Origin of the sequence: Candidatus Sodalis endolongispinus, assembly GCF_018777395.1 — a bacterium.
Classification (GTDB): Bacteria; Pseudomonadota; Gammaproteobacteria; order Enterobacterales; family Enterobacteriaceae; genus Sodalis_B; species Sodalis_B endolongispinus.
Genome location: NZ_JAFJYC010000001.1, coordinates 1997101 through 2014776, shown reverse-complemented (window position 1 = coordinate 2014776; position 17676 = coordinate 1997101). Strand labels below are relative to the sequence as shown.

17 protein-coding genes and 3 pseudogenes are annotated in these 17676 nt (G+C 60.1%); 7 read left to right on the top strand and 13 right to left on the bottom strand.

Annotated elements, in window-relative coordinates:
- Nucleotides 1–12: 12 nt before the first annotated feature.
- The 12 genes and pseudogenes from JZM24_RS09820 to JZM24_RS19160 form a co-directional block, all read right to left on the bottom strand.
- Nucleotides 13–1227, bottom strand: a complete 1215-nt coding sequence (locus JZM24_RS09820) for a glycoside hydrolase family 88 protein (RefSeq protein ID WP_215669507.1) — start codon at nucleotides 1225–1227, stop codon at nucleotides 13–15.
- Entirely contained in the window at nucleotides 1214–2074 is an 861-nt protein-coding gene (locus JZM24_RS09815; protein WP_215669506.1) for a sugar phosphate isomerase/epimerase family protein, read from the bottom strand. Before JZM24_RS09815 ends, JZM24_RS09820 begins: the two co-directional genes overlap by 14 nt.
- A complete protein-coding gene (locus JZM24_RS09810; protein ID WP_215669505.1) occupies nucleotides 2062–2886 on the bottom strand; it encodes a shikimate dehydrogenase family protein in 825 nt (274 codons plus the stop codon). The genes JZM24_RS09815 and JZM24_RS09810 overlap by 13 nt, the downstream gene beginning before the upstream one ends.
- Complete coding sequence (locus JZM24_RS09805; RefSeq protein WP_215669504.1) at nucleotides 2883–3140, bottom strand: hypothetical protein; 258 nt, start codon at nucleotides 3138–3140, stop codon at nucleotides 2883–2885. The genes JZM24_RS09810 and JZM24_RS09805 overlap by 4 nt, the downstream gene beginning before the upstream one ends.
- A gap of 78 nt (nucleotides 3141–3218) precedes the next feature.
- Nucleotides 3219–4493 carry an acyl CoA:acetate/3-ketoacid CoA transferase gene (locus JZM24_RS09800; RefSeq protein ID WP_215669503.1) on the bottom strand — a complete coding sequence of 425 codons (1275 nt, stop codon included), beginning with the start codon at nucleotides 4491–4493 and terminating at the stop codon, nucleotides 3219–3221.
- 236 nt (nucleotides 4494–4729) lie between these two features.
- On the bottom strand, nucleotides 4730–5176 hold the full coding sequence (locus JZM24_RS09795) for an MFS transporter (protein ID WP_215669502.1): 447 nt from the start codon (nucleotides 5174–5176) through the stop codon (nucleotides 4730–4732).
- Between the two features lie 32 nt (nucleotides 5177–5208).
- On the bottom strand, nucleotides 5209–5991 hold the full coding sequence (locus tag JZM24_RS09790) for an MFS transporter (protein ID WP_215669501.1): 783 nt from the start codon (nucleotides 5989–5991) through the stop codon (nucleotides 5209–5211).
- Nucleotides 5992–6155: 164 nt separating this feature from the next.
- Nucleotides 6156–6908, bottom strand: coding sequence for an enoyl-CoA hydratase/isomerase family protein (locus JZM24_RS09785; RefSeq protein WP_215669500.1), 753 nt, complete (start codon nucleotides 6906–6908; stop codon nucleotides 6156–6158).
- A gap of 132 nt (nucleotides 6909–7040) precedes the next feature.
- Entirely contained in the window at nucleotides 7041–7400 is a 360-nt protein-coding gene (locus JZM24_RS09780) for an MFS transporter (protein WP_215669499.1), read from the bottom strand.
- Nucleotides 7376–8374, bottom strand: a complete 999-nt coding sequence (locus JZM24_RS09775; protein WP_215669498.1) for an MFS transporter — start codon at nucleotides 8372–8374, stop codon at nucleotides 7376–7378. The genes JZM24_RS09780 and JZM24_RS09775 overlap by 25 nt, the downstream gene beginning before the upstream one ends.
- A 103-nt stretch (nucleotides 8375–8477) precedes the next feature.
- Nucleotides 8478–8843, bottom strand: a complete 366-nt coding sequence (locus JZM24_RS19165) for an enoyl-CoA hydratase/isomerase family protein (RefSeq protein WP_215669497.1) — start codon at nucleotides 8841–8843, stop codon at nucleotides 8478–8480.
- 14 nt (nucleotides 8844–8857) lie between these two features.
- Nucleotides 8858–9319, bottom strand: a pseudogene (locus JZM24_RS19160) (enoyl-CoA hydratase/isomerase family protein); the annotation flags it as partial.
- Nucleotides 9320–9649: 330 nt separating this feature from the next.
- On the opposite strand from JZM24_RS19160, the gene JZM24_RS18620 reads away from it, so the two are divergent.
- From JZM24_RS18620 to JZM24_RS09745, 5 genes and pseudogenes are all read left to right on the top strand, one after another.
- The gene (locus JZM24_RS18620; protein ID WP_246579933.1) at nucleotides 9650–9907 is read left to right on the top strand and encodes a TetR/AcrR family transcriptional regulator; all 258 of its coding nucleotides are present in this window, start codon (nucleotides 9650–9652) and stop codon (nucleotides 9905–9907) included.
- Nucleotides 9882–10292: a hypothetical protein gene (locus JZM24_RS18615; protein ID WP_246579932.1), complete on the top strand. Its 411-nt coding sequence runs from the start codon at nucleotides 9882–9884 to the stop codon at nucleotides 10290–10292. Before JZM24_RS18620 ends, JZM24_RS18615 begins: the two co-directional genes overlap by 26 nt.
- Nucleotides 10293–10574: 282 nt before the next feature.
- Nucleotides 10575–11372, top strand: a complete 798-nt coding sequence (gene fhuC, locus JZM24_RS09755) for a Fe3+-hydroxamate ABC transporter ATP-binding protein FhuC (RefSeq protein ID WP_215669495.1) — start codon at nucleotides 10575–10577, stop codon at nucleotides 11370–11372.
- Entirely contained in the window at nucleotides 11372–12256 is an 885-nt protein-coding gene (gene fhuD, locus JZM24_RS09750) for a Fe(3+)-hydroxamate ABC transporter substrate-binding protein FhuD (protein WP_215669494.1), read from the top strand. Before fhuC ends, fhuD begins: the two co-directional genes overlap by 1 nt.
- 8 nt (nucleotides 12257–12264) lie before the next feature.
- A pseudogene (locus JZM24_RS09745) lies at nucleotides 12265–14142 on the top strand (iron ABC transporter permease).
- A gap of 176 nt (nucleotides 14143–14318) precedes the next feature.
- On the opposite strand, the gene hemL reads toward JZM24_RS09745, so the two are convergent.
- A complete protein-coding gene (hemL, locus tag JZM24_RS09740) occupies nucleotides 14319–15599 on the bottom strand; it encodes a glutamate-1-semialdehyde 2,1-aminomutase (RefSeq protein WP_215669493.1) in 1281 nt (426 codons plus the stop codon).
- Between the two features lie 165 nt (nucleotides 15600–15764).
- On the opposite strand from hemL, the pseudogene clcA reads away from it, so the two are divergent.
- Nucleotides 15765–17202, top strand: a pseudogene (gene clcA, locus JZM24_RS09735) (H(+)/Cl(-) exchange transporter ClcA).
- An 82-nt stretch (nucleotides 17203–17284) separates the two neighbouring features.
- Complete coding sequence (gene erpA, locus JZM24_RS09730; RefSeq protein WP_215669492.1) at nucleotides 17285–17629, top strand: iron-sulfur cluster insertion protein ErpA; 345 nt, start codon at nucleotides 17285–17287, stop codon at nucleotides 17627–17629.
- Nucleotides 17630–17676 lie beyond the last annotated feature (47 nt).

Sequence of the window (17676 nt, the reverse complement as noted above, 5' to 3'; positions counted from 1 at the left end):
AGGACGATGATATTAACTGTGCAGCAATAATCCATGGTGCTGCGGAGCCAGGCTGAGATACCGGTCGTCCAACAGCGTTTGCAGCACCGTTAATCCCGCCTGACGATAGCGTTGCGCGCCGGCGCGTTGATTGGCGCCGAGCCAGGCGCCGAATCGCAACAGCCCCTGCGCCGCAATCGCCGCCGCGGAGCTGTCGACGGGTTCGACGGCGTTGGCCGGGTCCGAGTAGCGCTCGTAGGGCGTATCTAGCGCCGCAAGACCGGGGGCGCCGGTGTCCCAGTAGGGGATGCCATCAAGGGTGGTGTACGCCAGATAAAAATCGCACACGGCGGCGGCTTTTTCCAGCGTCGCCACGGTACTGGCTCTGTCTTGCGAGGCGCGCCATCGGTCGGCGGGCAGCGCGTGCAGATACTCTAGCAGTTCGGCGAAGCCGCATATCGCCCAGCTTAGCCCGCGGGTCCAGGTGGAGAAACCGGAATAGCCTTGCTGGGTCCCCACGCAGCGAAAAGCGCCGTTGCGCGGGTTAAAAAGGGCTTCGTGCGCCGTCCGGCCGCGAATATCGTAAATATCCCGCCCTTCGTTATAGAAAATGAAATAGCGTGCGCTGGTGAGGGCATGCGCTACGGCGCGATCCAGCAGCGAGACGGCCTCATCGCCCTCGATTTTCATGACCTGTCCCAGGTCGTGCGCCAACAGCAACACCCGTAGGGTACGCAGCGTATCGATAAACAGGGAATGCGCGCCGTTAAAGGAGTGGATAAACCCTTCGCCGGCGCCGAGCGCGGTCCAGCGATAGGCCTGCACCGCCCCTGAACAGCGGATAGCCAGGCGGTAATAGTCCAGCCTACCCGGCTCGGCCGGCAGTTTGCCCTCGGCCACCAGGCGCAGCAGATTACCGTAGGTGCTGACCTGATTGAAGCCATGGTCGAGCACGCCAAAATGGGTGATATGTTGCGGCATGTCGTCGCGGATGCGCGCCAGCGCGTTATCCAGGAACTGCCGTTCGCCGGTGGCATCGAACTGGAGCAGTGCGCTGCCGTAGGCAAACCCTTGGGTCCAATCCTTCCAGCCTTTGGGCTGATAGCGTCCGGCGACGGTATGCACCGGCGCCCCCCGGGAATAATCGAAACTGGTGTCGAGCGCGCTGATTTTGTTAGCCGAGAGTGCCCACATGCGTTCAATGGCGGGTAACAGATTGGCGGGGGTCAGAGAGTCATCGATTTTCATTGTGGTCCTCTTTACTGTTTAGCATGGGCAATCGTTGCAGGAGGGTGCTTAACGTCACATCGACCGGCTGCCGCCACCAATGGTCGGCGGAGAAGATTTCCACTTCATACAGGCCGCGATAGCCGGCGTCGGCCACGCTTTGGCACAGCCGCGGCAAATCGATGACGCCATCGCCCATCATGCCGCGGTCGGTCAACAGGTGTTGGGTGGGTACCAGCCAATCGCTGAGATGAAATGCCAGCAACCGTTGCGCCCGGCACGCACGCTGTAATTGCGGGATGACGTCGGGATCCCACCAGGTGTGATACACGTCGGCGGCAATGCCCACCTCCGGGCCCAGACGCTCGCAAAGCGCCAGCGCCTGGGCGAGGGTGTTGACGCAGGCGCGATCCCCTGCGTACATCGGATGCAGCGGCTCAATGGCCAGGCGCACCCCTGCAGCGCGCGCCGGCGCCAGCATTTCCGCTATGCCTTCCTCGACCTGCTGGCGTGCGCCTATGAGATCTTTGCTGCCCGCGGGCAGGCCGCCGACCACCAGGACCAGACACGCCGCTTCCAGCGCTGCGGCTTCCTCGATAGCCCGCAGATTATCGGCGCGGTTTTTCTCCCGCGCCGCCCGGTCGGCGGCGGGAAACATGCCGCCGCGACACAGCCCGCTGACCTGGAGGCCGGCATCGCGTATCAGGCGGCATGCGGGCGCTAGTCCCACCTCGGCTAGCTTGTCGCGCCAGGGTGCGATGCCGCCGAAGCCATATTTGAGGCAGCCACGTACGGCATCGCGCAGCGACGCGCCGGGGCCAAGGGTGGCGGTATTGAGCGATAACTGCTGCGCTGTCAATGGCGGCATGGCGACTCCTTAGCGTTTAGACCGAAAAAGGTCAGGAATGCCGCCAGTTGTCCTTCAATCATCGGCCTGCCGTTAGTCGCCCGACAGCACGCCTGACGAGAGCGCGCGATGAGCGGCGTTTCGGGCGGATGCATAATGATATCCACCGCCTGCAGCGCCGGACTGAACACGGTAAAGGGCGCAGGGAGGCCCTCGCCGGGTTGCATCCCGACAGGGGAGCAATTGATCAGCAGATCGATGCCGTCTAGGTCGGCAGGAGCGGTGCTCACGCGTGCGGGCCCGTTAGGATAATGGGCGTTGATACGGTCTACCTGCGCCTGCGCCGCGTCGCCGTTGGGATCGCACAGCGTCAAAGCGGCCACGCCGGCCGCCAATAAGGCAAAGATCACCGCGGCACCGCTGCCGCCAAGTTGTTTAACGTGCTGTCCGCGCAACGTAAACACCTCCGCCTGCAAGCCGGCGACCAGCCCCGCGCCATCAAACATATCGCCGAGCCATGCGCCTTGCGCGTCGCGGCGAAGGACATTCACGGCGCCGACCCGCTGCGCCTGCGCGGACAGCGTATCCGCCAGGGCGCAGGCGCGCACCTTGTGGGGCACGGTTATCACCAGACCCGCGACATTGCCCAACGCCATGATGCCGCGCAGGCTGGAGTCAAAGGTCGCGGCGGCCACCTGCAGCGGCACGCAGACCGTATTAATGCCGTTTTGCTGGAAAAACGCATTCATCAATTCAGGGGTTTTCACCTGCGTGATGGGATCGCCCACAATGCCGTACTGCCGCGTACTGCCGTCAATCGTTAACGCCGTCATAGCGGTGCCTGCGGCGCAAGTTGAGCGAGACGCGGATGCCGTGCGCGCGTTTTCGCCGCCATCTCTTCATGCAGGCCCATCGGCTGCGGCTTAAACAGTCTGGCGTCCATCGTTTTGAAACTGGCGGCGATGCGGGGGCGAAAGCCCATCTGTTGCAAAACGTCGCGTTCCAAGTCGATACCGGGCGCGATTTCCGTTAACTCCAGCGCGCCGTCCACCACGCGGAACACGGCGCGCTCGGTGACGAACAGCACCGTCTGACCCTGCTGGTAGGCGTAGGGGCCGCTGTAGGAAATCTGTTGCAGGGCGGCGACAAACTTGCGGTGGGCGCCCTATTGTTCGATATGCAACTGGCCATCGGCGCAGGCTGCGCGCAGGCCGCCGGCGGTAAAGGTGCCACCGAAGACCATTTTTTTGGCGTTTTGACTAATGTTGATAAACCCGCCGACGCCGATAAGTTTGTTGGCGAAGCGGCTGATATTGACGCTGCCGCCGGCGTCGATTTCGGCCGCGGAAAGAAAGGCGATATCAATACCGCCGCCATCGTAGAAATCAAACTGATAAGGCTGATCCACCAGCGCGCTGTAATTGCGCGCGGCGCCGGCGTCCAGCCCGGCGGCAGGGGTGCCGCCGATAATCCCCTGCTCGTTGGTGAGCACAATCGCATCCAGTACGTCCTCTTCCGCGCTCACCAGACCAATGCCGGTACAGATACCTGAGCCCACGTTGCATACGGCGCCGGGTAACAGTTCCATGGCGCAGCGGCGCGCCACGATTTTACGTTCATCCAGCGGTAGTAATGGAAAATCGTTTAGCGGAATGCGGAACTCGCCGGTAAACGCCGGATCGTTCGGACTTTGATAGGTCACGGCCTGCTGTGCGTCCACCACGACCAGATCCACCAGCATCGCCGGTATCTTGACATTCTTGTTCGGCAGCGTGCCACGGCGGGCGAGGCGTTTCACCTGAACAATGACCAGACCGCCACAGCGTTTGGTTGCCTGCGCCATTGACAGCATGTCGCCGAAGATAGCCTCCTGCTCCATGGTAATATTACCGTCTTCATCCGCCGTGGTGCCGCGCAAAAAGGCAACATCGACGTGAAAAGGCTTATAATAAAGCCACTCACGACCGGCGATTTCAATCAGGCTGACTAACTCTTCCTGGCAACGCTCGCTCTGGCGGCCGCCGCCGAGGCGCGGATCCACGAAAGTATGCAGCCCGACATGGCTTATCAAACCAGGCCTGCCGGCGGCCATTTCGCGGGTCAACTGCGACAGCACGCCTTGGGGCAATGTCCAGGCCTCGATCTCATTCGCCAGCGCCAGCTGCGCCAGGGCGGGGGAATCGACCAGCGTACCGCATACTACGCGTTTCAGCAGGCCAGGATGCGCCAGCCGCGAGGCGCCACGTTGGCCGCGATCGCCAATCCCCACCGGATGAAGCGCGGTAAGGCTCTGGGGAGAGCCCTGCTGCTGAAAACGCCGTTCCACGGCTTCAAGTAGCTCTTCGGGTACCGCATGTACCCCGCCCGATCCTCCGATCATGAGGGTATCTCCATCGCGCAGTAATGAGACCGCGTCATCGGCCGATACAATCCGCATCATTTTTCTCCACTCGTCAATAATTAACCCTGTCTACACAAGGGTGCGGGTAAACAGGCCATGCCTTGCATCGTTTTAACCACGCACTGCGATTTGCTGCCCATCCACTGCGTTAATCCAGCCGCGGCGTTAACGCCGCGGTTAAAGAGAGGACGCGGGTTCGGCGTTATTTTTTTGCTGCACTAACGGCGCGCGATCTTCATCGTGGCGTGATAAGTGCTTGCCCAACGCCACGGCAATCACAGTAAACAAAACGCGCCTAAATACACCATGACCCACGTCGGCCTGCCGCCTCCTAACGCCACCAGCGCCGTAGCGATGAAAGGCGTTGGCCCGCCGATAAGGGCGCCGGATAATTCCCGACACATGGCAATACCGGAGAATCGATAACGGGTGGGAAATAAATTAGAGAGGAACGCGCCCTGGGCACCGCCGGTGCAGCCCCAACTGATGCCATAAATTGCACTCACGCCCAGCGCCGCTAAGAAGGTATTTTTGGTATCGACCAGATAAAACAGGGGGTAGACAAAAAACAGCGCAAACAACGCGCCACAAATAAATATTTTGGCGCTGCCGTATCGATCGGCCAACCAGCCGCCAATCGGCCCGCAGATAAGCGTGAAGGTCAACGCGATGATCAACACCAGCAGACCGTCGGTTTTCGACATGCCGAGAGTATTTATCATGTAACTCAGCGCAAAGGTATTAAGGACGTAGGTCAGCGCCTGATGCCCCCCATGGCAAAGAAACCACACAGCAACTCGCGGGGACTTTCTTTAAATAACTGGCGTATCGGCGCCTGCTGCTGCTGGCGCTTACGCTGCGCGTTATCCATGGCATTCACATATTCCGGCGTATCATCCAGCTTGGCGCGAATATAAAGCGCAATCGCAAACAACAACACCGACAGCAGGAAAGGGACGCGCCATACCCAGCCTAATAACGTTTCTTCCGGCAGCCAGGAAAAAAACAAAAACGTCAGGGTAGCGATTAATACGCCAAAATTGGTGGCGGTATTGGGGATAGCGGTAAAAAAGCCACGTCGATTGACCGGCGTGTATTCTGCGACCAGGGTAATGGCCCCCGCCAATTCGGCGCCAGCGCCGAAACCCTGCAGAATGCGCAGGAAGATGAGTAATATTGGCGCCCAAATGCCGATACTGTGCCAGGTCGGCAGCAGGCCCACACCCACCGTTGCCACCCCCATAATCGAAATACAGAAGATGAGTGCCGGTTTACGGCCAAACTTATCGCCGATGTGGGAAATAACTACGCCGCCCACCGGGCGAATAATGAAGACAATGGCGAAGGTGGCAAACGCCGCCAGAATACCGCCCAATTGGCTCAATTGAGGAAAGAACAGTTTATTGATAATTAGCCCGGAGGCCGCGGCATACAGTCCGTAATCATACCACTCTATGATGGTGCCCAGCGTCGACGCAAAGATTGCGCGTTTGACCTTTTTATCGATACTCACGGGTTGTTGCGATATCGGGTTCATCGAACGTTCTCCTGCACACAGGACGGGATGTTCTTCCTTACAGCACAATAAGAAGAGTGTTTTGCCTTAGGGGTTATATCGCTGCCGCAGGGCGGCCGGCGAAAAACCGTTATAGCGGGCGGCGAAATATTCCCCGCGGGGAATGCCAGCCGGCGCCGTATTCGTCACGATCGTTGTTGGCTGAATGTCGCCGCGCCTTGTTGATAATTGCCCGTGGCAAAACATAAGGTGGTCAATTCATTTTCATATTGCATACCGGCTTCCAGCGGCATCGATAACGAGGCGCGAACGGCGCTTTTCAACGCCTGCACCGCCAGCGGGTGATGCTCAGCCAGCCGCTGGCATAAGGTCAGGGCGGTGTCGTTTACGTCATTATCCGCCACCAGGTATTCCACTAAGCCTAGCCGCCAAGCCTCTTGCGCGTCGATGGTGTCACCGCTTAACAGTAAACGCATCGCCTGACCATAGCCCACCAGCCGCGGTAGTAACTGCGAGGCGCCGCCGCCGCCCACCCAGCCGCGCACGACTTCAGGCGCGCCAAATTTGGCGCTGTGACCCGCGACGCGAATATCCGCCGCCAGCATCATTTCTAGACCGCCGCCCAGTACCCAGCCTTTCAGCGCGGCTACTACCGGCTTGCGCGCACGGCGCCCGGTAGTGCCGTAATCGGTACGATGACGGAACTCCATCGCCGAGCGGTAGCTTGACAGCGTGCGTAAATCGCTGCCGGCGCTGAATGCCCGTTCGCCTTCTCCCCGCAGCAAGATGACGTGAACCGCGTCGTCGTCATTGAGCTGGGCGAACAACGACGCCAGAGCCGCACTCATTTCCGGCGTCATGGCGTTCATTTTTTCCGGCCGGTTGATCACCACTTCGGCAACGGCCCCGTGCCGGTACAAAGCGATTAGGTCGCTCATAGTGTGTCCTCATAATCCTATCAAGCGCAGGGTAGCGCGTTACTAGTTATACTTACTTACTAGTAAGTAAGTGGTGATCGACATAACAGTTTTATAACTTTGTCGTTACTTCATTGCATTCTTACCAGGGGATTAACTTGGCCGCGCGGTAGTATGGGCGGTCGGGACGGCGGTCTGCGCGAGGGACACTTTATCTTGCGACGGGTAGATAAACCGCATGCAGAGCCATGCCGCGATATAGGTGACGCCGCACAGGATAAACAACAGGTTATAGCCCAGACCGATTTTGCCCAACAGGTTGAAATGATCGAGCACCGCGCCCACCACAAACGGGAAAAGCGCGGAGGTTAAGCCGCTCGACATGCCGCCGATGCCCACGACCGAGGCCACGACCCGTTTGGGAAACATGTCGGAGGCCAGAGTGAACATATTGGCCGACCAGCCCTGATGCGCCGCCACGGTCAAGCTTAACAAGCCGACAATGACCCACATATTATTAATCCACGGCGCCGCGCCATCATTGGCATCACCAGCACGGCAAGCCCCAGCATGGTTGTTTGGCGGGCTCGGCTGGCGGACCAGCCGCGCGCGATAAGTCTTGACGCTGCGGCGCCGCCAAGCACGCTGCCGATAGAGGTGGAAATATAGACAATGATCAGCGGCAGACCGAGGTGCTGCAAATCCAGATTGAAGCGGCTGTTGAAATAGGACGGTAGCCAGAACAGTAAAAACCACCAGATAGGATCGGTCATGCCTTTGCCCACCAAAATGGACCAGGTGGCGCGGTGTTTAAATAGCGAGAACCATCCAACGCTTTGCCCGTCATCCTGTTCCTCACCCGCCTTCTTGTCCTGGCCGATCACTTCTAATTCCTGCGGCGAGACGCGCAAGTGCTTCTGCGGCGCATGGTACATGACATACCAAAAGGCAAACCAGATGAACCCGTGGATCCCGGTCAGCAAAAAAGCGCTTTGCCAGCCGTAACTTACCGCCAACCAGGGTACCAGAGCCGGGGCCAACACGGCGCCAATACTGGTGCCGGAGGTAATGATACCGACGGCGAGCGATTGCTCTTTGCGCGGAAACCATTCCGACACCGCCTTGACCGCGCAGGGAAAACTGCCCGCCTCCGCCAGCCCGAGAAAGGCGCTCATGACGCCGAAGCCCAGCATGTTGCGGATAAAAGCATGGCCACAGCAGGCCAGGCTCCAGATTACGACGCAGACGCTATACCCTATTTTGACGCCAAAGCGATCGGCGAATTTGCCGGCGAAGATCATTCCCAGCGCATAGCAGAAGGCGAATACCGTCACGACGTAGCCATAGTCCGATTCGGTCCAGTGAAATCGTGCCGCTAATTCGGGTTTAAGGATACCCAGCACCTGACGGTCAAGGTAATTGATGGTGATGGCGATAAACAGCAGGGCGCAGATACGCCACCGATAATGCACTAAAACGTTTTTCATGGTGATTACCTTCAAAGTCATACTGACGTCAGATAAAAAGATCGTCGCTTAATGGCATAACGCGTTATCGGCCGCAGACCGTTGCCCCCCTCGCGTGGCGACGTTATCGTTGCTTGTTAGTCGCCTTACCCGGCCGGATAACGGTGTGGGGAAAGGCGGCATTGTCTTGAATGTCACGGTAATTGGCCGGACGTTTCTCCCGAAAGGCGGCGACGCCTTCCCGGGCATCTGCCGTCCCTTTGCACACCGAGGCGGCGAATTCATGGGCGATATCCAACGCCTGTGGTTCAATCATGCGCATAAGGCGTTTGCCAACCGCCAGCGCGGCGGGAGAGCGCGCAACCAGCCGTGCGCAGATAGCCTGCACATGGTCCTCAAGCTGCTCTTTGGCGACCACCTCATGTACGATCCACCATGCCAGCGCCTGCTGCGTGTCAAAGGTGTCGCCCAACATGACCAGCTGATGCATTCTGCCGCTCCTGCCAGCGCGCACAGACGTTGCGCGCCCATCCAGCCGGGGATGGCGCCAAGCGTGGCCTCGGGTAAGCCGAGTTTGATCCCCTCGGCGGCATAGCGGAAATCACAGGCCAGCGCCAGCTCTAGCCCGCCGCCCAAGGCATGACTGGACAGGACCGCCAGAGTAGGGACATCCATTTACCTGATACGGCGGAACACGCGATTGCCGGCGCGGATGAAGCGGCTGCCCATTTGTGCAGGGTCGATATCCCCCCATTCTTTGATATCCGCGCCGCTGCAAAAAAAACGCCCGCTGGCCGAACCGATCACAATGCGTCTGATTTCCGCCAACCCTTCCAACTGGGCAAGTCCCTCATCCAGTGCGCGCAGCATATCAAGCGTTAACGCATTGTGGGTCGCGGGCTTGTTGAGCGTGAATCTGGCGATGCCCTGTTCGACCCTGAGTTCTATCTCGTGGTGTTGCGCCATAACGTTCCTCTTATCCCAATGTAACGAACTGGTTCGTTACTTACGCTAGCACCCCTTTTTGTCGCCCTCAATAGCCCGGCGCATTTCAGCCTCCGTAGTGCGCGAAAAAAGTGTCAATGTGGGATAGTGATCATATTCCTGAGCCTATTTAATTGCTCTGCGCTGCCCGCCGGCGGGAAAAAGGCAAGCTGGGCGGTCAGGCGGGGTCGCCGGCGGGCTGACTTCAGGCGGCGGGCGAGACAGTCCAGGGGATAATGTTGTCTGAACGGTGCCAAAGCAGCGAGATTTAGCGTATAGTTTTCCTTTAAATAGAATAACTCAGCTGAGCGTATGCCACAGAACCCGCCCACAAAAAGCGTCGTGAAAAAGCGCCAGCGCGATCCGGTGCAGACCAAAGCGCTGATCCTGGCGGCGGCGATGGATGAATTCTCCCGCCTGGGGTTGGGGGGCGCGCGGATTGATGGTATCGCGGCAAAGGCGGGCGTCAACAAGCGCTTAATCTATGGGTATTTCAACAGCAAAGATGATCTCTTTCAGGCCGTGCTGGAGGATATTTATACCGATGTGCGCACCGCTGAAGCTGGATGAGTTAGAGCCGGTTGACGCTATTTGCGCCCTGATGCGTTTTACCTGGAACTATTATCTGAAGCGCCCGGAATTCATGTCGCTGGTGAATAGCGAAAATCTTCATAAAACGGTGCACGTTAAGCGGTCTTCACGTTTTGCGCTGCTGCATGTGGATTTTGTCGATAGAATTAAACGGATCCTCGATCGCGGGGTGGCGGCCGGCGTATTCCGCACGGGGGTCGACCCGGGGCATCTCTATATTACGATGGCGTCGGTCGGGTATTATTATCTCAACAATCGCTATACACTCGAAGTGATCTACGGCCAGAACTTTGTTGCCGCCGACGCCCTTGAGGCGCGATTCGCCTTTAATGTGGATACCATTCTTCGTCTCCTTAAACCCTGACGCCAGGCGCCTTGCAAACCACGGACAGTAACGCGCCGGTGACGCCACGAATTGTGCTTGCGGAATGATTTCTGTTACGCATATCATTATCTCTAATTGAATAATTATCATTTACTTTTATGCACGCGCGTTATGTTAGCGGCCGCGAGGGGCTGTCACCGGATACCCGACAGACGATACCCGCCGCCCTGACGATGTGTGCCGGACTGCCGCCATCATCATGATATATCACTTACCTTTTGCCAGGACGCGCCCGTTGCGCCCGCGAATCAGATAGAGCCTATGCCTAACGCAAACCCACCTTCACACGCTCATTTCAGCCTGCGCGGACTCAGCCTTACCGTGCCCGGTCGAACGCTGCTGCATCCGCTGGATTTTTCCTTTCCACCCGGACAGGTCTGCGGTCTGATAGGCCATAATGGCTCCGGGAAATCGACGCTGCTAAAGATCCTCGGCCGCCATCAACCGGCTAGCAGCGGCGAAGCGCGGCTTAATGACCGGCCGCTGGGGGAGTGGGAGAGTAAGTCTTTTGCCCGCCAGGTGGCCTATCTGCCGCAGCAGCTACCTGCCGCGGAAGGTATGACGGTACGCGAACTGGTGGCGCTGGGGCGTTACCCATGGCATGGGGCGCTCGGTCGTTTCAGCGTCGCCGATCGCGAGCATGTGCACCAGGCTATCGAACTGGTGGGGCTTGAGGGCCTTGCCGATCGGTTGGTGGACAGTTTGTCCGGCAGCGAGCGGCAGCGCGCCTGGCTGGCGATGACGATGGCGCAGGACAGCCGCTGCCTGCTGCTCGATGAACCGACCTCGGCGCTGGACATCGCCCATCAGGTCGAGGTGCTGGCGCTGGTTCAGCGGCTTAGCCGTCAGCGTGGCCTGACGGTGATTGCCGTGCTGCACGATATCAATATGGCGGCGCGCTACTGCGATCATCTGGCGGCGTTGCGTGACGGTCAGCTTATCGCCGAGGGGTCACCTTCGGCGCTGATGTGCGGCGACGTGCTGGAACGGATTTACGGTATTTCCATGGGTATCCTGCCCCATCCCGGCGGCGGCGCGCCGGTGAGTTTTGTCTACTGATGGCGCGCCTGTTAGCTCCCCCCAATCTCCCCCGCCGGCGGTTATTAAGTGCGATGATGCTGGCACCGTTGCTGGCGCGCCAGGTGCTGGCCGCGCCACTGCCCGACGCGCCGCGTGTTGTGGCGGTCGAGTGGTTGCCGGCCGAACTGTTATTCGCCCTCGTCATTACGCCCATCGCGGTGGCGGCCATGGTTTCCTATCTCCAGTGGGTGCAGCAGCCTGTGCTGCCGCCGGAGGTGATCGATGTCGGTGAACGCACGTCACCCAATTTTGAGCTGTTGGCGGAATTGCAGCCGGACTTGATCCTGTATTCCGCCGGTTATGGCACGCGCGCGGAACAGCTGAAGGCCGTGGCCCCCGCGATGGGTTTCGCTTATACCGATTTGGATATGGCGCGCGTGTCCATTATGGCATTGGCGCAAAGGCTGAATCGCGAGGTGCTGGGCACGGCGCATCTGGCCTGGTTCGACCGACAACTGGCGCAGGCGGCGCCGACGCTCGCCTCTTACCGGCGGCAGCCGCTGCTGGTTTTTTCGGTAATGGATGAGCGTCATGCGCTGGTGGTGGGACGTAACCATCTGTTCCAGCAGGTGCTGGACCAGCTTGGTATCGACAACCTGTGGCAGGGCGAAACCAATTTTTGGGGCACCGCGGTGGTGGGTATCGAAAAGTTGATCGCGTTACCGCCTGGGCGCGCCATTCTTCTTGAGCAGGATGACGTCGCTCTGCGCCAGCGGATAAGCAAAACACCCTTGTGGCAGGCGATCCCCTTTGTGCGGCAACAGAGCTGGCATCGGGCGCCGGCTATCTGGTTTTACGGCGCCACTCTGGCGGCGCTGCGGTTTTGCCGGCTGCTTGAGCGGCTGGAAGGGGAGTGGTCATGAAAACCGGGATGACTTTCGGAGCGCCATCACGCCACAGCAGGAGTAAGCGTGGGTCAGACTGCGCGCTGCTGGGTTTTTTCGCGCTGGCGGCGCTGGCAGTGTCGCTCAATAATGCCCTCACGCTGCCGCCGCCCGGGCGCTGGTGTGGAGCGCTTTTGGCGCCAGATAACGCTGAGGTGGCGCAACTGATTTTTCACTACAGCTTGATGCCGCGGCTGTCGGTGGCGTTGCTGGTCGGAGGCGGGCTGGGGCTGGCGGGCGTTTTGTTTCAGCAGGTGTTGCGTAACCCGCTGGCAGAGCCGTCGACACTGGGGGTCGCCAGCGGCGCCAAACTGGGCGTGACGGTGGCCACGCTGTGGTTACTGCCCGGCGGCGAAACCACGCGGCAATTGGCGGCGCTGTTGGGGGCGCTGCTGGTGGGCGGTCTGGTGTTTGGCGTTGCCTGGGGCAGGCGTATGTCGCCGGTGACCTTGATTATGGCCGGCCTGGTGGTCAGCCTATACAGCAGTGCCGCTAACAGTTTGCTGGCTTTATTCCATTACGAGTATCTGCAAAACCTGTTTTTGTGGAGCAGCGGTTAACTCAATCAGCAGGATTGGCAGGTGGCTGCCGGCTTACTGCCGCGGGTGATCCTGGCTTGGCTTTTGGCGCTGTTACTGTTGCGGCCGATGACCCTTTTGGGGGTAGACGACGTCGTAGCGCGCAATCTGGGCCTCGGCTTATCGCTGGCGCGGCTGGCGGCGCTGCTGCTGGCTATCGTTTTAAGCGCGGTGCTGGTCAATGCGGTGGGGATCGTCGGCTTCGTCGGCCTGTTTGCGCCGTTGCTGGCGCGGCTTCTGGGCGCGCGCCGGCTGCTGCATCGCCTGATCCTGGCGCCGCTAATCGGCGCATTACTGTTGTGGCTGACCGATCAAGTGGTGGTGTGGCTGGCCCACGTCTGGGCTGAAGTGCCCACCGGCGCCGCCACCGCGTTGATTGGCGCGCCGTTGCTGCTCTGGTTGCTGCCGCGGCTGCGCCATAGCGTGCAGCCGGCTACCGATGGCCAGATGTTGCAGCACCAAACGCCGGGCCGTTATCAATGGGTGTGGTTGGGGGCGGGCGCGGTGCTGGTTCTGGCCACCGCCGGTACCCTTATCCAGAAGCTGACCGCCAATCACATGGGCAGCCCTGAGGTGCTGGGCATCAGCGCCGGCGCTTGCGGCGCGGTCATCTTGGTGATGCTGCTGATCCCAGGGGATGCGCTTGCCTGGCAATTGCCGGCGGGCAGTCTTGGCGCCGCGCTGACGCTGGGGGCGATAATCCTGGTGTCCGGGCGTCGTCACTTTTCGCCGCAGCGCATGTTGCTGTCGGGCATTGCCATCGGCACCGCGTTCACCACGCTGATAACGCTACTGCTGATAAGCGGCGATCCGCGCCTGGGGGGGCTGCTGTCGTGGATATCAGGCTCGACCTACGGCGTCGGCCCCCGACAGGCGGTCTTCAGTGCGGTAACCGCGTTTTGCCTGCTGCTGCTGGTGCCGCTGTGCCGACGCTGGCTGACACTGTTGCCGATGGGCAGCGCCAGCGCCCTGTCGCTGGGCGTGCCGTTGGTGCGGGCGCGGCTGTCCATTTTGCTCTTGGCGGCCGTTTTGACCGCCGGCGCCACGCTAACGGTGGGACCCCTGAGCTTTATCGGTCTGATGGCCCCGCATATGGCGCGCATGCTGGGCTTCCATAAACCGGTGGCGCAGGGGCTGATGGCCTCGGCGATAGGGGGCATCTTGATGATGTTCGCCGATTGGTGCGGTCGTATGGTGATGCTCCCGAACCAAATCCCCGCCGGCTTGCTGGCGACCTTTATCGGCGCGCCTTATTTTATCTGGCTGCTGCGCCGTCAGGGCCGGTAACTGGCGGTATATTAACCAGTTGGAGCGTGGCATAGGGGCTGCTGTTGGGCAACACTGCGCGCCGGGGCCAGGTGGCTCAGGAATCACCATCGGGCAACACCGCGCAAGTAGAACCTGCGCGGCTCAGGGGTTGCCGTCGGGCATACCGCGCAAGCCCAAGCCTGGCGGCAGACGGGTCACAGCCGGGCGAAACTGTGTGCGGCGGCCTCCACCGTTTGGCGAATTTCGCCGTCGCCGTGCACCAGGGACATGAAACCGGCTTCAAACGCCGACGGTGCCAGATAAACCCCCGCCGCCAGCATCAGGTGGAAGAACCGTTTAAAACAGTCCACGTCACACGCCTGGACGTCCTGGAAGCAGGTCACCGTCGGCGAATCGGTAAAGAACAGGCCGAACATACCGCCGACGCGGTTGACCACCAGCGGCACGCCCGCCGCTTCCGCAGCCGCCAGCAGCCCCTGCGCCAGACGTTCGGTCTGCTGTGTTAACTGCTGATGTACACCCGGCCGGGCAACCTCGCGCAGGCAGGCGTAGCCCGCCGCCATGGCGACCGGATTGCCCGACAGGGTGCCTGCCTGATACACCGGCCCCGTCGGCGCCAGCGCCGCCATCACCTCACGGCGGCCGCCAAAGGCACCCACCGGCATGCCGCCGCCGATGATCTTGCCCAGGCAGGTCAAATCCGGTTTCACGTCATAATAAGCCTGGGCCCCGCCCAGCGCGACGCGAAAACCGGTCATCACCTCATCGATAATCAACAGCGCGCCGAACTCGTCGCACAGCGCGCGCAGGCCGGGCAAAAATTCCGGCAGCGGCGGGACGCAGTTCATATTCCCCGCCACCGGTTCAACGATGACACAGGCAATCTCGCGCGGGTACAGCGTAAACGCCTCGCGCACCGACTGCAGATCGTTATAGCTGCAGGTGAGGGTATACTTGGCGTAATCCGCCGGGACGCCGGGAGAGCTGGGCTGTCCAAGGGTGAGCGCCCCGGATCCGGCCTTGACCAGCAGCCCGTCCGCGTGGCCGTGATAGCAGCCTTCAAATTTAATCACCCTGTCGCGGCCGGTATAGCCGCGCGCAAGTCGGATGGCGCTCATGGTGGCTTCGGTGCCGGAGTTAACCATGCGCACACTCTCGATAGAGGGCACCAGTTCGGTCACCAGCCGCGCCATTTTCACCTCGATTTCCGTAGGGGCGCCGAAGCTCAGACCGCGCTGCACGGCGTCCAGCACCGCCTCGCGAACCGCCGGATGATTATGGCCCAGCACCATGGGGCCCCAAGAGCCGACATAGTCGATATAACTGTTACCGTCGGCGTCGGTCAAACGGGCGCCGTCGGCGCTGGCGATAAACAGCGGTGTGCCGCCTACGCCATTAAATGCACGCACCGGTGAATTGACCCCGCCGGGGATCAGCTGCTGCGCCTCGGCGTACAACCTTGCGGAATGACTCATCAATCTACTCCTGAATGGCAAAATAAACCTGACCCCTGTAGTGTAATCAACTGGCGGCCATTGTGAAATCACCGCGTCGATGCGCATCCGCGCTGCCAAGGGCAACGGCGGCATCACCGCGCGCTGCGTTTAACATCAAAAGGGAGTAACACACTGTAAATCGTTATGAATAAATCCAATCCTTCTTATACGTCGGTGCCGCAGGAGCGGCAGGCGCGCCGACATATGCTCTGTCGGCTACTCTATCGCGATAAAACGCCGGTGCTTGTCTTGTTAATGGCCGTGTTGGTGGGCACGCTGGTGGGGTTGGTGGGCGTTTTGTTCGAGAAAGCGGTCAATGGCGTACAGGCATTGCGTCTCGCTGCGCTGGCGATGCTGCCGCAGCATGCCTGGCTGCTGGTGCCGGCGGCGTTCGTTCTCTCAGCGCTGCTGGCGATGATCGGTTATTATCTGGTGCGCCGCTATGCCCCGGAAGCCGGCGGCTCCGGCATCCCGGAAATTGAAGGCGCGCTGTAGGAACTGCGGTCGGTCCGCTGGTGGCGGGTCATCCCGGTGAAGTTTATCGGTGGCATGGGCACACTTGGCGCCGGCATGGTGTTGGGGCGTGAAGGCCCTACGGTGCAGTTAGGGGGCAACCTTGGCCGTATGGTGCTGGATGTTTGCAGGCTGCGCGGTGCGGAAGCGCGCCACACGTTACTGGCGACCGGCGCGGCTGCCGGACTGACCGCCGCATTCAATGCACCGTTGGCAGGTATTCTGTTTATCATTGAAGAGATGCGGCCGCAGTTCCGCTACAATCTGATTTCGATTAAAGCGGTATTTATCGGCGTCATTATGGCCAGTATCGTGTTTCGGCTGTTCAATGGCGAACGGGCGGTTATCGCGGTAGGCAAATTGGCTTTCGCCCCGGTTAATAGCTTGTGGCTCTATTTGCTGTTGGGCGCCCTTTTTGGCGCGGTAGGCGTCTTGTTCAACGCTTTGATCTTTCGCGTACAGGACGTTTTTCAACGCCTGCACGGCGGCGATTGGCGCAAGATCATCGCCATCGGCGGTATGCTGGTGGGCGGCTGTGGCGTCCTGGTACTGGTCGGTCCGTTTGCCGCCGGCGGTGGTTTCAGCCTGATCCCGCTGGCCGCGGCCGGGCATTATACCTTCGGCATGTTGTTATTCATCTTTCTCGCGCGCATGCTTACTACGCTTTTGTGCTTTTGTTCGGGGGCGGACCGGGGGCATTTTCGCGCCGATGCTGGCATTGGGCACGCTGCTGGGTACCGCTTTCGGCGTGGCCGCCATGATGTTATTTCCCCAGGGCGGCCTGCAGGCGGGCACCTTTGCCATCGCCGGCATGGGCGCGCTGTTCGCCGCCTCTGTCAGAGCACCCCTGACCGGTATTGTGCTGTTGCTGGAGATGACCGATAACTATCAACTCATCTTGCCGATGATTATCACCTGTCTGGGCGCGACGCTGGTGGCGCAGTTTCTGTGCGGCAAGCCACTCTATTCTTCTTTGTTGGCGCGCACGTTACAGCGTCTGCAGCAGGAAAAAGAGACCCGGCAAGCGCACGTTGCGGCAAACGCGATTTCCCCGATGCGCAATACTTGAACGTAAACGACGCCTAACGGATAATAGCCCTAGCGATCGGGTTGACGTGCCTTCAGCCCGACGATGGCCCCGGAGTAGAATTATGAGTGAGACGGCAGCTTTGCCATTACAGTTTACCGATTCAGCGGCAAGCAAGGTCAAAAGCCTTATCTCGGACGAAGAAAATCCGAATCTGAAATTGCGGGTTTACATCACCGGCGGCGGCTGCAGCGGCTTCCAGTATGGCTTCACCTTTGACGATAAAGTCAATGAAGACGACTTTACCATTGAGAAACAGGGGGTCGCGCTGGTCGTAGACCCCATGAGCCTGCAATATCTGGTGGGCGGGTCCGTTGACTACAGTGAAGGGCTGGAAGGGTCGCGCTTTATCGTCACCAACCCCAACGCCAAAACCACCTGCGGCTGCGGGTCGTCGTTCAGCATCTGAAGCGCGGCGCGCCAAGCCGGCACGACATCGAGACCGGGACGCTGTGC

Coding starts and splice junctions, on each gene's coding strand:
- erpA (WP_215669492.1), top strand. CDS start 17,285: ATGAGTGAGACGGCAGCTTTGCCATTACAGTTTACCGATTCAGCGGCA.
- JZM24_RS19165 (WP_215669497.1), bottom strand. CDS start 8,843: ATGCATCAGCTGGTCATGTTGGGCGACACCTTTGACACGCAGCAGGCG.
- JZM24_RS09785 (WP_215669500.1), bottom strand. CDS start 6,908: ATGAGCGACCTAATCGCTTTGTACCGGCACGGGGCCGTTGCCGAAGTG.
- JZM24_RS18620 (WP_246579933.1), top strand. CDS start 9,650: ATGCCACAGAACCCGCCCACAAAAAGCGTCGTGAAAAAGCGCCAGCGC.
- JZM24_RS09800 (WP_215669503.1), bottom strand. CDS start 4,493: ATGATGCGGATTGTATCGGCCGATGACGCGGTCTCATTACTGCGCGAT.
- JZM24_RS18615 (WP_246579932.1), top strand. CDS start 9,882: ATGTGCGCACCGCTGAAGCTGGATGAGTTAGAGCCGGTTGACGCTATT.
- fhuC (WP_215669495.1), top strand. CDS start 10,575: ATGCCTAACGCAAACCCACCTTCACACGCTCATTTCAGCCTGCGCGGA.
- JZM24_RS09790 (WP_215669501.1), bottom strand. CDS start 5,991: ATGAACCCGATATCGCAACAACCCGTGAGTATCGATAAAAAGGTCAAA.
- hemL (WP_215669493.1), bottom strand. CDS start 15,599: ATGAGTCATTCCGCAAGGTTGTACGCCGAGGCGCAGCAGCTGATCCCC.
- JZM24_RS09815 (WP_215669506.1), bottom strand. CDS start 2,074: ATGCCGCCATTGACAGCGCAGCAGTTATCGCTCAATACCGCCACCCTT.
- JZM24_RS09810 (WP_215669505.1), bottom strand. CDS start 2,886: ATGACGGCGTTAACGATTGACGGCAGTACGCGGCAGTACGGCATTGTG.
- JZM24_RS09795 (WP_215669502.1), bottom strand. CDS start 5,176: ATGATAAATACTCTCGGCATGTCGAAAACCGACGGTCTGCTGGTGTTG.
- fhuD (WP_215669494.1), top strand. CDS start 11,372: ATGGCGCGCCTGTTAGCTCCCCCCAATCTCCCCCGCCGGCGGTTATTA.
- JZM24_RS09780 (WP_215669499.1), bottom strand. CDS start 7,400: ATGTGGGTCATTGTCGGCTTGTTAAGCTTGACCGTGGCGGCGCATCAG.
- JZM24_RS09775 (WP_215669498.1), bottom strand. CDS start 8,374: ATGAAAAACGTTTTAGTGCATTATCGGTGGCGTATCTGCGCCCTGCTG.
- JZM24_RS09820 (WP_215669507.1), bottom strand. CDS start 1,227: ATGAAAATCGATGACTCTCTGACCCCCGCCAATCTGTTACCCGCCATT.